Source organism: Rosenbergiella epipactidis, from assembly GCF_018494055.1.
GTDB lineage: Bacteria > Pseudomonadota > Gammaproteobacteria > Enterobacterales > Enterobacteriaceae > Rosenbergiella > Rosenbergiella epipactidis.
Map to the genome: position 1 here is coordinate 168,328 of NZ_JABBFQ010000004.1, position 13,835 is coordinate 182,162.

Annotated in this window: 13 protein-coding genes; 3 read left to right on the top strand and 10 right to left on the bottom strand. The window is 47.0% G+C overall.

Features of this window, described 5'->3' with window-relative positions; translation table 11 throughout:
• Positions 1–19: 19 nt before the first annotated feature.
• From deoB to prfC, 6 genes are all read right to left on the bottom strand, one after another.
• Positions 20–1,240 (bottom strand): phosphopentomutase, encoded by a 1,221-nt coding sequence (gene deoB / locus HGT71_RS08865; RefSeq protein ID WP_214217459.1) that lies wholly within the window; start codon positions 1,238–1,240, stop codon positions 20–22.
• 76 nt (positions 1,241–1,316) lie between these two features.
• Positions 1,317–2,096, bottom strand: a complete 780-nt coding sequence (gene deoC, locus HGT71_RS08870; protein WP_214217460.1) for a deoxyribose-phosphate aldolase — start codon at positions 2,094–2,096, stop codon at positions 1,317–1,319.
• A 95-nt stretch (positions 2,097–2,191) separates the two neighbouring features.
• The gene (locus HGT71_RS08875) at positions 2,192–2,983 is read right to left on the bottom strand and encodes a TatD family hydrolase (protein ID WP_214217461.1); all 792 of its coding nucleotides are present in this window, start codon (positions 2,981–2,983) and stop codon (positions 2,192–2,194) included.
• A gap of 54 nt (positions 2,984–3,037) precedes the next feature.
• A complete protein-coding gene (locus HGT71_RS08880) occupies positions 3,038–3,199 on the bottom strand; it encodes a DUF1328 domain-containing protein (protein WP_092673132.1) in 162 nt (53 codons plus the stop codon).
• Between the two features lie 70 nt (positions 3,200–3,269).
• Complete coding sequence (locus HGT71_RS08885) at positions 3,270–3,851, bottom strand: BON domain-containing protein (protein WP_214217462.1); 582 nt, start codon at positions 3,849–3,851, stop codon at positions 3,270–3,272.
• 171 nt (positions 3,852–4,022) lie between these two features.
• On the bottom strand, positions 4,023–5,612 hold the full coding sequence (prfC, locus tag HGT71_RS08890; protein WP_048912695.1) for a peptide chain release factor 3: 1,590 nt from the start codon (positions 5,610–5,612) through the stop codon (positions 4,023–4,025).
• A gap of 321 nt (positions 5,613–5,933) precedes the next feature.
• On the opposite strand from prfC, the gene ftnA reads away from it, so the two are divergent.
• Positions 5,934–6,452, top strand: a complete 519-nt coding sequence (ftnA, locus tag HGT71_RS08895; RefSeq protein WP_048912697.1) for a non-heme ferritin — start codon at positions 5,934–5,936, stop codon at positions 6,450–6,452.
• A gap of 40 nt (positions 6,453–6,492) precedes the next feature.
• On the opposite strand, the gene HGT71_RS08900 is transcribed toward ftnA, so the two are convergent.
• The 4 genes from HGT71_RS08900 to exbB all read right to left on the bottom strand — a co-directional run bounded on the left by HGT71_RS08900 (position 6,493) and on the right by exbB (position 11,395).
• Complete coding sequence (locus HGT71_RS08900; RefSeq protein ID WP_244986473.1) at positions 6,493–8,565, bottom strand: putative bifunctional diguanylate cyclase/phosphodiesterase; 2,073 nt, start codon at positions 8,563–8,565, stop codon at positions 6,493–6,495.
• A gap of 200 nt (positions 8,566–8,765) precedes the next feature.
• On the bottom strand, positions 8,766–10,067 hold the full coding sequence (tcuC, locus tag HGT71_RS08905) for an MFS transporter (RefSeq protein ID WP_214217463.1): 1,302 nt from the start codon (positions 10,065–10,067) through the stop codon (positions 8,766–8,768).
• Positions 10,068–10,226: 159 nt separating this feature from the next.
• A complete protein-coding gene (gene exbD, locus HGT71_RS08910; protein WP_048912700.1) occupies positions 10,227–10,649 on the bottom strand; it encodes a TonB system transport protein ExbD in 423 nt (140 codons plus the stop codon).
• Positions 10,650–10,654: 5 nt separating this feature from the next.
• Positions 10,655–11,395, bottom strand: coding sequence for a tonB-system energizer ExbB (gene exbB, locus HGT71_RS08915; RefSeq protein ID WP_214217537.1), 741 nt, complete (start codon positions 11,393–11,395; stop codon positions 10,655–10,657).
• A 279-nt stretch (positions 11,396–11,674) separates the two neighbouring features.
• On the opposite strand from exbB, the gene metC reads away from it, so the two are divergent.
• Both metC and dkgA read left to right on the top strand, forming a co-directional pair.
• Complete coding sequence (metC, locus tag HGT71_RS08920) at positions 11,675–12,874, top strand: cystathionine beta-lyase (RefSeq protein WP_214217464.1); 1,200 nt, start codon at positions 11,675–11,677, stop codon at positions 12,872–12,874.
• Positions 12,875–12,971: 97 nt separating this feature from the next.
• Positions 12,972–13,802, top strand: a complete 831-nt coding sequence (gene dkgA / locus HGT71_RS08925) for a 2,5-didehydrogluconate reductase DkgA (RefSeq protein WP_214217465.1) — start codon at positions 12,972–12,974, stop codon at positions 13,800–13,802.
• The last annotated feature ends 33 nt before the right edge of the window (positions 13,803–13,835 follow it).

Genomic DNA, 13,835 nt, shown 5'->3' on the forward strand with positions numbered 1-13,835 from the left:
ATAAGCCATCCGATCACAATTAAAATAGCGCTTTACCGTATTGCATCGGCTCGAGCTCAAAAAATTTCGCTAAGGTTTGCCCTATGTCGGCAAAGGTCTCGCGCTGACCCAATGAACCAGGCGTCACACCCGGGCCATAGATCAAAATTGGAATATGTTCACGTGTGTGGTCCGTCCCAGACCACGTTGGATCGCAACCATGATCCGCCGTCAGCAGGAGAATATCGCCTTCCTGCACTTGGGCCATTAACTCAGGGAGGCGGCGATCGAATAACTCCAAGCCTCCTGCATAACCTGGCACATCTCGGCGATGGCCCCAACTTGAATCGAAGTCGACAAAGTTAGTAAAGACTATGCTGTTATCTGGCGCCTGCTCCATTTCCTTGATCGTGGCATCGAAGAGAGCATCGAGTCCAGTGGCCTTCACTTTCTTGGTGATCCCCTGTTCGGCATAAATATCTGCAATTTTACCTACGGAGATCACCTCTCCCCCAGCCTGTTTAAGCTTGGCAAGGACGGTAGGTGAAGGAGGTTCCACGGCTAAATCATGTCGATTACCCGTACGCTCGAACTGCCCTGTTTTCTCGCCAATAAACGGACGTGCGATAACCCGCCCAATGTTGTAGCCACCATCGGTCAACAATTTGCGAGCAATTTCGCATAATTGATACAAGCGCTCTAGACCGAAAGTCTCTTCATGGCAAGCAATCTGGAATACAGAGTCGGCAGAGGTATAAAAGATCGGTTTACCTGAGCGCATATGCTCTTCGCCCAACGCATCCAAAATCACGGTGCCGGATGAATGACAGTTGCCCAAGTAGCCCGGTAATTCCGCCTCTTCTACCAACTGCTTGAGTAGCGTTTCTGGAAAGGAGTTCTCTTTCTCTGGAAAGTAGCCCCAATCGAAAAGAACAGGCACACCAGCAATTTCCCAGTGTCCAGAAGGCGTGTCTTTACCTGAGGAGAGCTCTTGCGCGCTGGCATAAGCACCAATAACCTCAACATCGCCGTCCATTCCTGCTGCAATCTTTCCGGTTGAGATCTCTGCAGCTTTCACTAAGCCAAGCGAGGTTAAATTCGGCAGCGTCAGCGGCCCTTTTCGGCCCTGATCGGCTAAGCCTTTTGCACAGGCTTCAGCAATATGACCAAAGGTATCTGACCCTTTGTCGCCAAATTTTTCCGCATCTTGGCTGGCACCAATTCCGAATGAATCAAGAACCATTACAAAGGCACGTTTCATACTCATCTCCTTAATAAGGCCAGTGAGATAAAAAATTATCGATCAGAACAGTATGCACCGATTATCAGTAAGAGTCTCAATATTTCGCTTGCAGGTCTTGCTCGCCTTCACCGCAGGTTGCTAATAAACTACTCAATAGGCCTGATGCACCAAAACGAAAATGTCGCTTATCAGCCCAATCTGGACCTAATACCTCGGCGGCGAGTGCTAAATAAGCCGCGGCATCTTCGGTAGTGCGCACGCCACCCGCCGCTTTGAATCCTACGCTATCCGCTTTGTTTTTATCGCGGATCACTTCTAGCATAATTCGTGCAGCGTCTAATGTAGCGTTGACGGGGACTTTACCGGTTGAGGTCTTAATAAAGTCGGCCCCAGCATCGATAGCAATTTCGCTGGCTTGGCGAATGAGTTCGGCTTGCGTTAACTCACCGCTTTCAATGATAACTTTCAGTAAGACGCCACTCAATGCGCAGACGCTTTTACACTCTTTAACCAGTTTGAAACCGATATCCGCATCACCGGCTTGCAGCGCGCGCCAAGGGAAAACGACATCCACCTCATCAGCACCACTCGCAATGGCCGCACGGGTTTCCGCTACGGCTACGGTGATATCAGCATTACCATGAGGAAAGTTGGTGACGGTTGCGATTTTAATTTCAGGCGTTTCTTGCAATTGTAACGTCTGACGCGCCGTCGCAATAAATTGCGGGTAGATGCATACTGCAGCGGTGTTCCCTAGAGTACTTTTAGCCTGCTGACAAAGTGCTATAACTTTTTGCTCGGTATCATCATCGTTTAGCGTGGTTAAATCCATCAGCCCTAAAGCAAATTTAGCGGTCTGGGTTAAATCAGTCATTATCCGTTACTCAATCTTAATGTTTTGGCAATTATACCAAACTGTTAACAATTTAGTGTGAGCTATTAGCAAGATGTATCATCTCACCTTAATAATTAGGATAATACCGTCGATAATTTTGGGAAAAGACGTAGACTATTTTGCCAAGCACAATCTCGAATCTTCTCAACCGATTCGCCTCTCAATTCCGCCAGTATCTGGCAGACCGTGACGACACGCTCAGGTCGATTGATTTCACCTTGATAACCGTTGAGCGGCATATCCGGTGCGTCGGTCTCTAGCACTAACTGCTCTAGCGGAACTCTCGCCAATGCTTCTCGCGTTTTATTTGCACGTGGATAGCTAATACTGCCCCCCACCCCAAGGTAAAACCCCAAGTCGATAAAACGTTTTGCTTGTTGGTAGCTTCCTGTAAAGCCGTGGATCACTCCCGTCGCCGGCAGTGCAGCATCCTTGAGGACTTTCGATAAGGGATCATGGCTTTTGCGCGAGTGGAGGATAACCGGAAGGTTGTACTCTTTCGCTAATCCTAGTTGAAGCGATAAAATTTCCCATTGCCGTGGCGCTAAAGCTACCAATTCGTCGGTGAAGAAATCGACGCCAATTTCGCCAATGGCTATCACTTCATCATGGTTATCTAACAGCTGTCGTAGTCGGCGTAGGTCTTGATCATGGTGTTGAGCCGTCCACAAAGGGTGTAGGCCTAGCGCGGGGAAAATTTCGGGATTAGAACCGGCAAGGCGTAAAATAGCATCAAAATCTGCTACCTGTGTGGCAGGCGTCACAATCGCTTGAAGCTGGGCTTGCCGAATAAGGTTAAGGCTTTGCGTAAGATCTTGTGCAAAGACAGGAAAATTAAAATGGCAGTGAGTATCAATATAAGGCATAGGGAGTAAAAGTATGTGCCAGCGTCCTTGCTAGCCAGATTCGTCGTACCCGTACTATAACTTCTTGCGTCCAGTAAAGAGACTCACTAAGAATAAAATAATACCCACAACGAAGACAATCTTCGCGGCCCAAGCAGCCGTGCCGGCTAACGAACCAAAGCCGAGTGCGGCAGCGATTAATGCGACAACTAAAAAGATAATTCCCCAACGAAACATAAGCCACTCCTTATTGAATTCACTCTGCTTAACAACAAATGATGGATGTAATTACTCAGCTTTAGACAGACTAGCGTTCTACCTTCAGCTCATTTTTGACTTTTTGAACACCTGAAATTTCGTTAACCAGTTTTTCTGCTTGCTGCTTCTCCGAGTCGGTGGGCACCGCGCCAGTGAGGAAAACTTCACCGTGCCGCGTCGCTACATGGAGATGACGGGTCGTGATCTGTTTATCAACAAAGAGGCGCATGATGGCTTCACTCGTCGTAGCAACATCACTGGCATAAACTTTGACCGAACTCTCATTTGAACGTCGAACGCGCAATTGATTGTCCAAGTTGTCGACGCCAGGTATTTTCTGAACTAATAATCGAACAGCGTTTTTGTCTTTCATCGTCGACACAAAACCACTGACCGTTACCTTTCCTTGTTCAGTATTTACAGATAAAGAAGCGACTTGAATCTTTTTATCGTCCAAGATAGCTGCTTTGACTCTAGCCGTTACCGCAGTATCACTCAGAAAATGGCCAACATGATGGACCGATTGGCTCACTAACGAATGACTCTGTTGGGCGGTAACCTCTAAACTTCCCAGAGCGCTAAGGCCTAACACCACTAGCACAACTGTTTTAATATTTAATTTCACTTTCATAGCATCTTTTTCTCGGAGAGCACTCGTTAGCCGCTCCCTGAGAAAGTCGTATTCTTTCCTTCAATCGGTATTGAAATAAGAATAGTAGAGTTTATTTTTTTTGTGCGGTTTTAAGATTTAACTGACTGGCGAGATTAAAAAAAACCCACCGTAAGGGTGGGTTTATCACTACTAGTGTTCGCGGGTTTTGCGGAAAATAACGTCTGGGTAACGTTCTTGGGTAATATTGAGGTTTACCATCGTCGGTGCGATGTAGGTGAGATTATCACCGCCATCCAATGCGAGGTTAACTTCATTTTTTCGCTGAAACTCGTCGAATTTTTTAACGTCATCGCATTCTACCCAACGCGCCGTCGACACGTTAATCGATTCATAAATAGCTTCAACGTTGTATTCTGATTTCAAGCGTGCAACGACCACATCGAACTGCAGGACACCCACTGCCCCCACGATTAAGTCATTATTACTGATCGGGCGGAAAACCTGTACCGCCCCCTCTTCAGAGAGCTGGACCAGCCCTTTAAGCAGCTGCTTCTGCTTTAACGGATCGCGCAGACGAATACGACGGAATAATTCTGGAGCGAAGTTAGGGATCCCCGTGAACTTCATTTTCTCGCCTTGGGTAAACGAGTCACCAATTTGAATCGTACCGTGGTTATGCAGACCGATAATATCGCCCGGCCAAGCCTCTTCAACATGCGCACGATCACCGGCCATAAAGGTTAGCGCGTCAGAGATGACGACATCTTTCCCGGTACGGACTTGATACATTTTCATGCCTTTCTCATATTTACCAGAGACGATACGCATAAAGGCAACACGGTCACGGTGTTTAGGGTCCATGTTCGCTTGGATTTTAAAGACAAAACCAGAGAACTTATCTTCTCCCGCAATAACTTGTCGTTGGTCTGTAGAACGAGGCATTGGTGACGGTGCCCAGTCGACTAACCCATCTAGCATATGATCGACACCAAAGTTACCGAGAGCGGTACCGAAAAATACTGGGCTAAGTTTGCCTTGTAGAAACAGTTCGCGATCAAATTCATGGGAAGCCCCCTGAACCAGTTCTAGCTCGTCGCGGAGCTGACCTGCCAGTTCGTCGCCAATTGCCGCATCGACCTCTGGGTTATTTAGCCCTTTGATTTTACGGACTTCTTGAATGGTATGACCTTTACCTGACTGATATAAAATCACTTCATCATCATAAAGATGGTAAACGCCTTTAAAAAGCTTCCCGCAGCCAATAGGCCAAGTGATCGGCGCACAGGCTATTTTTAACTCGCTTTCGACTTCATCGAGCAATTCCATTGGATCACGGATATCGCGGTCCAATTTATTCATAAAGGTGAGGATGGGGGTGTCGCGTAAACGGGTAACTTCCATCAATTTACGAGTACGATCCTCTACCCCTTTTGCCGCATCAATAACCATCAGGCAGCAGTCTACCGCCGTTAAGGTGCGATAGGTATCTTCCGAGAAGTCTTCGTGCCCTGGGGTATCGAGAAGGTTGACCAGTTTGTCATGGTAAGGAAACTGCATCACAGAGGTCGTAATCGATATCCCCCGCTGTTTTTCCATTTCCATCCAGTCGGATTTCGCGTGTTGGTTTGAACCGCGTCCTTTAACCGTTCCCGCAGTCTGAATAGCTTGCCCAAATAGCAGAACTTTTTCAGTGATTGTGGTTTTACCTGCATCAGGGTGAGAAATGATAGCGAAAGTGCGCCGAAGGGCGACTTCTTGCAGAAGGCGTTCTGTAGACATGCTTTTAACTTTAATTCCTGATGTTCGCGAGTACTTGAGCACTCTTTAAAGACAATTGCCGTTAGTTTACACGATTTCCCTAGGGTTCGGTATTACCCAATGGCTTAGTCAGAATAAAAATTGCGCCATGGGGCACGACAACCTAGAGGTGGATAATGCGGACTAAGAATGATTAACAATTACATTCAATATCTGAAATGATTTTTATTATTAACTGATTGATTTAAATGGATTTATTTTATGTTCGTACTTTATTTATCCGTAGGCTTAGTGCATAATTATTAACCATAGACAGCCGATTTTACTTTTGGGGATACAACTATGCTGACGCCTGATATGGTTTCTCGCTTAAACGAACAACTTAATCTTGAGTTTTACTCTGCCAACCTTTACCTGCAAATGAGCGCTTGGTGCAGCGATAAAGGTCTTGAAGGTGCCGCGTCTTTTTTACGTACTCATTCGCGTGAAGAGATGGACCACATGCAACGCCTTTTCAACTACCTTAGCGATGCAGGCGCATTACCTGTGCTGGGGACGATTGAAGCCCCGCCGGTCACCTTTGATTCGGTCAGCGATCTGTTCAATTTGACCTACCGTCATGAACAACTGATTACTCAAAAAATTAACGAACTGGCGCATGCTGCGATGACGTCGCAGGACTACTCGACCTTTAACTTCCTGCAGTGGTATGTTGCCGAACAACATGAAGAAGAGAAATTATTCAAAACAGTTCTGGATAAACTAGGAATGCTTGAGAATAGCTCGAATGGATTGTTCTTAATCGATAAAGATTTAGCTGCGATGAATGCCGAGTCACACCCTGGCACCGCGCACAACTAATATCGCTTATTGCGGACCTTAATAAGGTCCGCAACGTCTTTTACGCCCGCGCTTGATACTTAGTGGTGGTCACCGTGATTTCAGAGGGTGGTACCGGGCGGCTAAAATAATAACCTTGATGCACATCACAGCCTAAATTGACCAAGTAAGTCTGCTGTTCTTCACTCTCCACGCCTTCCGCAACAATATTCAAATTCATATTTTTCGCCAGTTCGATAATCATCGAGAGAAGTCGAGGGTCAGTGTCTTTATGACCGATACTGTTGATAAAAGCTCGGTCAATTTTGAGTTCCGTCGCCGGCATATTTTGCAAATAGAGTAAGCTTGAATATCCTGTCCCGAAATCATCGATGGCCACTTGTACGCCAATCGCTTTCAACTCTTCTAGGATCTTAATACTCTCTTGCGGATAACGCATCGCAGTCGTTTCGGTGATCTCTAAAATCAACTTGTCGGGAGCAAGGCAATACTCTTCAAGCGTCCTGGTCACCAAGTAGATCAAGCTTTTCTGCTCAAATTGTTGAGCAGAGAGATTGACTGAAATGGAGAGGTGATCAGCACCTTGTTGGTGCCAAATCGCGAGCTGACGGCAGGCTTCATTTAATACCCACTCACCCAGTAACAAAATCATTCCCGTTTGCTCAGCGATCGGCAGAAACTTATCCGGTGTTTTCAAACCTCGCTCCGGATGCTGCCAACGAACCAGTGCCTCGTAGCCGATGATCTCACCAGACGTAACATTGAGTTTAGGTTGATAGAATAACCGTAGCTCGTTATTGTGAATGGCACGCCATAATTCATTTTTAAGTTGCACCTGGCTGCGGCCAATCGGACTCATCGACGGTTGATATACACTAAAACCATTACGTCCACTGTTCTTGGTGTGATACATCGCCGAATCGGCATTAAACAGCATCTCTCGTGCTTCGATCCCATGCGCAGGGAACATCGCAATACCTATACTTAGCGAAACTCTTAACTCATAGGTTTCAACGGTGAACTCCGGTTCAATCGCGGCAACTAAGGTTTCTGCTAGCCTCGATGCCTCAGCTTCAGAGCTGGCATGTGAAAGTAAAACAAACTCGTCACCCCCAACTCTAGCCAAGATATCGCTCGGATTCACCGCCGCATTAAGACGCTTCGCCACTTCCACCAATAACTTATCGCCGATATCGTGGCCATAAGCATCGTTTACCATTTTAAACCCATCGAGATCCATATACAGCAGACTAAAGCTTGAGGCATTTTGCTTAGCGCGCTGAATATAATCATTAAGTTTATCTTCAAAAAGGGTACGATTCGCTAGTTTGGTTAAAGGATCGTGCAACGCCATCTGACGCAGTTCTTCGTTGGTCTGCTTAAGTTTACTGGCCATCCGAGATACCCTAAGTTGGGACTCTATCATCGCACCAAATAGGTTACTGCCGAGAATGACCAAGGTGAACATAAATACCCAAATGGTCAAACGCTGTGAACCGAGCCCCCCCGGTATGACCTGCATCGTCGTATCGAAGTGGGCGGCATACATTCCGGTATAGTGCATACCGGCAATCGCCGCCCCCATCACTAATGCCGCAATAAAACGCCGGTTTAGTACTCCCGCCTCATTGTTTCGCAGCCGAAATGCCAACCACAATGCGACGGCTGAGGCGGAGTATGCGATCACAATCGAGATAATAACCGGCGTTTTCTGCCAGATAATCGGCTGGTTAATACGCAGACCGGCCATTCCGGTGTAGTGCATCGCGACAACCGAAGTCCCTAAAATTATCGATCCCAAGAGTAGATTCGTTAATGTAAATTGGTTATGTCGGAACACCGCCCATAACGCAATAATAGCCCCGAGAACCGCGACAACAATAGAGAAGACCGTTTCACTCGGGTTATAACGCATCGGCATAGTAAAATGCATCGCCATCATACCGATAAAATGCATCGACCATATGCCAATCCCCATCGCTGCCCCGCCGCCTATTAGCCATAACAGGGCCTTCATTCCGCGGCTATCCGTCACTCTGGCGACGGTGTCTAAAGCTGAGAAAGAGGCGAGGAACGCAATAAATACAGAGGCGATCACTAAGCCACTGTCCCACGTTACATGCATCATATTCATTGTGTCCAACTGGCTCTCCTACTTAGCTCTGCTTAGGCAGCTTAGGCGACTTGCTTACTCGCATAATGATTAACTTATTTAATATTACGTGATTCGACCACCAGTGAACAATTCTTTTAGGAATATGATGATTAAATTAAGGGAAATTTTAGGCTAGTAGCAGAGGAGGAACCTCAGCCTGCTGCTGCAAATCCATCCGACTATAAAGCCGAGCGCTGATAACGCTTAACTAGCCAGCCCAACCATAGCGATCCGACAAACCCGCAAATAGCCGCAAGAGTCAACCATGCCCCAGGCATCGCTTTATCCCCTGTGCTATGAATTAAAAAGCTTGATACCGCCGGAGTAAAACCACCAAACAGCGCGGTGGCTAAGCTATAAGCTAGAGAGAATCCTGAGGCTTTCACGTCAGCCGGCATCACTTCTGCCAGCCAAACTACCATCGCACCGTTATAGCTAGCATAAAGAAAGGACAGCCATAATTCGGTTTCAATGAGGTGAGCAAAGGTGGGGGTGGCGACCAGCCAACGTAATGCTGGCCATGCCGTAAAAATCATTAATAACGTAAATATAATAAGCAATGGACGGCGACCTACTCGATCAGACAACGCCCCCATAAGCGGTAGCCAAAACAGGTTAGAGATACCGACGAAGAGCGTCACTAAAAAGCTTTGCTGATCACTCATATTCAGCACTGCTTTACCAAATGTTGGGGTAAATGCGGTAATCATGTAAAACATAACAGTGGTGGTGACCACCATAAACATCCCTGCGATCACTAATGCCCAGTTCCGTAACACGGAACGTGCAATCTCACGCATACCCGGACGATGTTTTTTCTCTTTAAAAGCTTCAGTCTCTTCCAGTGAACGACGAATATAAAATAAGAAAGGTACTACCATGCAGCCAATAAAGAAGGGAATCCGCCATGCCCAATCGGAAACCGCCTGTTTACCTAGCAGGTGGTTCAGCCCTAATCCTAATAATGCGGCAAATATCACTGAAATTTGTTGGCTACCTGACTGCCAGCTAACAAAAAAGCCACGGCGTCCCGGAGGGGCTATTTCGGAAAGATATACGGATACTCCCCCTAACTCCACGCCGGCAGAGAAGCCTTGGAGTAAGCGACCCACCAGGACTAATATTGGCGCGAATATACCGAGAGTGTGATAACCCGGAACAACAGCAATCGTTAATGTCCCCAAAGCCATTAACCCTAACGTAATTAATAATCCTTTACGCCGCCCATGCTGATCAATATAGGTACCAAGAATTACCGCCCCAAGGGGGCGCATCAAAAACCCTGCGCCAAAGGTCATCAGCGTCAGCATTAATGAGGCAAACGGATTACTGCCCGGAAAGAAAGTGTTGGCGATGGCACTGGCGTAATAGCCAAAGACCATGAAATCGTACATTTCAAGGAAATTACCGCTGGTCACGCGGAAGATCGATTTCGCATTTTGCCAAGCCGAAGGACTGGAGGAAGATTCAGAATAATTCATTCAACATTTCTCACTTTTTTGTTTTTATAACGCTAACCATCCTCCTTTTTAATCTCATTAAACTAACTTTTCATTAAAAAAATTATAACAAATAATAAACAATGCCATTTTGGCAAAAAAAAATCCTCCCGAAGGAGGATTGCTTTATGCTATCGGCTGTTACTTGGGTGCGCTCTCTAGCCCCATCAGCCCTATCTTTAGATAACCCGCGCTACGTAGGTCATCCATAATACTCATCAGTGTGGCGTAATCGATGCTTTTATCTGCTTGGAAAAAGATCGTGGTCTCTTTATTGCCTTGAGTCTGCGCAATAATTTTTTGCACAAGCTCTTCTTTACTCACTGCATCGTTACCGACGAAAAGTTGGTTACCCTCTTTCACACTCAGGTAAACCGGCTTTTCTGGTCTAGGCTGCGGCGTACTGGTCGATGCCGGTAGATTTACGCGGACATCAACGGTTGCTAAAGGCGCCGCTACCATAAAGATGATGAGCAAGACCAACATCACGTCGATAAAAGGCGTGACGTTAATCTCATGCATTTCACCGTCGCCGTCTACTTCATCATTGAGTCGCATTGCCATGACAATTACCCTACACGTAGTTTTTGAGTCGCCGTATTTTGTGTCATTGGCGTATAGCGACTGTTTTGCAGATCCGCGTCACGGCTTTGTAACAGAATAATCTGTGCAGCACTGTCACCGAGAGAGGCTTTATACCCAGCGATCATCCGTGCAAAAACGTTATAAATCACTACTGCTGGAATTGCCGCGACTAACCCTACGGCGGTGGCTAAAAGCGCTTCCGCGATCCCCGGCGCTACAACGGCGAGGTTAGTGGTTTGCGTTTTAGCGATACCGATAAAGCTATTCATGATCCCCCACACCGTACCAAATAGGCCGATAAAGGGTGAGACGGAGCCAATAGTGGCTAAGAAACCGTTATTGCGGCTAGCATGACGGCCAATTCGAGCAACTTGGCGTTCTAAACGAAAGACGGTTCGCTCTTTAATACCCGCTTGGTCATCGCTTTGTGCGGACAATACGCGTTCATCAAGCGCTTCGGCAACCAACAGGGCAGCGTGGCTATTTTTGGCAAATTGCTGAGCAATTTTTCCTGCACCATCAAGCGTACGAGCATCCTTTAAGGCTTGCTGGTCTGCTTTCAAACGACGCTTTGCTGCACTCAGTTCAGTGTATTTCGCAAAGAAAATTGCCCAGGTCGCAACGGAGGCGAGCAGCAAACCTATCATCACAACTTTTACAACGATATCAGCATGTTGGTACATGCCCAATACAGATAAATCTGCCTGCATCAGATTATTGGTCACCACACTCATTTTCTAGCCTCGGGTTGTTGCTTAAAACATTGGGCACTATGATACCAAAAGCAAATTCTATTGATAGTAGTTATCATTACTATTTACATAATGAAAAGAGTCTCACGAATAATATTCGCTAAAAACAGCCAGTTATAATCAGAGATCGGGCTAATTTTTTTATGAGGTGGAGAGTGTACTGTTATGACCGTTTAACCTAAAAAAACCTCCCCTTTTGCAGCAACTCTGCTTACTCTACTCATTATTGAATTTTTTGATTTGGGGATTGTAATGTCCGATAAGCAACATCTTGAAACGACGCTCATTAGTGCGGGCCGCAAACCACGTTACACACAAGGTGCGGTAAACGCGGTTATTCAACGCGCCTCCTCCTTGGTCTTTCCGACAGTCGCAGATAAGAAAATCGCGACGGCAGGCCGAGCGAAGGGTGAACTTTTTTATGGTCGCCGTGGCACCTTGACGCACTTTGCCTTGCAAGATGCGATGACCGAACTCGAGAACGGTGCAGGCTGCGTGCTCTACCCCTGCGGTGCGGCAGCGGTGGCGAATGCTATTTTAGCCTTCGTTGAAGCTGGCGATCATATTCTGGTCAGCGGATCCGTTTATGAACCCACACAGGATTTTTGCTCGACTATCCTGAAAAAACTTGCCGTTGAAACGACCTATTTCCCCGTTCTTTCCGCTGCAGAGATCGCCGAATGGCTCCGGCCGACAACCCGAGTGGTCTTTTTAGAGTCTCCTTCATCAATCACCATGGAAGTGCAAGATATCCCTACCCTTATCGCTACGGTACGTCGCATTGCTCCGCAAGCGGTGATCATCGTCGATAATACTTGGGCCGCCGGCGTTCTGTTCAAAGCCTTAGAGGCAGGAGCCGATATTTCTATTCAGGCTGGCACCAAATACTTAGTTGGCCATTCCGATGCCATGATTGGAACTGCAGTGGCGAACGAACGTTGTTTGGAGCAACTGCGCGAAAACTCTTATTTAATGGGCCAGATGGTAGATGCCGATACCGCATACGTCACATCACGCGGATTACGTACTCTAGCGGTTCGCTTACGGCAGCACGAGGCGGCAAGCCTTGAGATTGCTCACTGGTTGAATCAACGTGATGACGTCTTCCGGGTGAACCATCCAGCCCTTCCCGAGTGTCCGGGGCACGCCTTCTGGCAACGAGACTTTTCAGGGAGTAGCGGTTTATTCTCTTTTATCCTTAACGAGAAACTCGAACCTGCACGACTCGCCCACTACCTCGACCATTTCGAGCACTTTAGTATGGCCTATTCTTGGGGCGGCTTTGAGTCATTGATTTTAGCTAACCAACCCGAAGAGATCGATGCGATTCGTCCCGCCGGACCCGTTGATTTTACGGGAACATTGGTTCGACTTCATGTGGGGCTAGAGCATCCTCAGGATTTAATCGCTGATTTAGAAAGAGGCTTCGCTCGACTCAAAGAGGGGGTGTAAACACTCCGAAAAATAGGATTTCGACCCACAGCGACGCTTTATTGACTACACTTAGGCTCATTATCCATGATCAATTGATCGAGAGAAGGAGCCTATAATGTCTCAGCAACTAGAAGTTACGCTGCACGATGGTCGTACCATGCCTCAACTCGGCTTGGGGGTTTGGCAAGCTTCGATTGAACAAACTCAGGAAGCCGTCACCTATGCCTTAAATACCGGCTATCGTTCTATCGATACCGCAGCCATTTATAAGAACGAAGAGGGTGTAGGTCAGGCATTACAAGCGTCTTCGCTGGCCCGCGACGACCTGTTTATTACCACTAAGTTGTGGAATTCTGATCAGACTGACTGGCAACGTGCCTTAGAGACCAGCCTCGGTAAGCTGCAACTGGATTATGTTGATCTCTACCTGATGCACTGGCCCTGCCCACAACAGGATAACTTTGTTCAAGCGTGGGAAGGCATGATCGATCTGCAACGCCAAGGACTTGTCAAAAGTATTGGTGTATGTAATTTCCAAGAGACTCATCTGGAGCGTATTATTCGCGAAACCGGGGTTACGCCCGTCGTCAACCAAATCGAATTACATCCCCTGTTCCAGCAACGCCAGCAACATACTTGGAATGCTCTGCATAAGATCCATACCGAATCGTGGAGTCCTCTGGCTCAAGGCGGTGAAGGTGTCTTCGATCAAGAGATTATCCAAACCCTGGCGAAAAAATACCAGAAAACCCCTGCGCAAATTGTTATTCGTTGGCATTTAGATAGCGGTCTTATCGTTATCCCTAAATCGGTCACGCCTAAACGTATTGATGAGAACTTCGCCGTGTTTGATTTCAAACTTGAAAAAGAAGAGTTAAAAGCGATTGCCGCCTTAGATAGCGGTAAGCGTCTCGGCCCGGAACCAGAGACTTTCGAGAAGCTTTAAATTGTAAAGCCTCCCTCTTTGGGAGGCTAAATT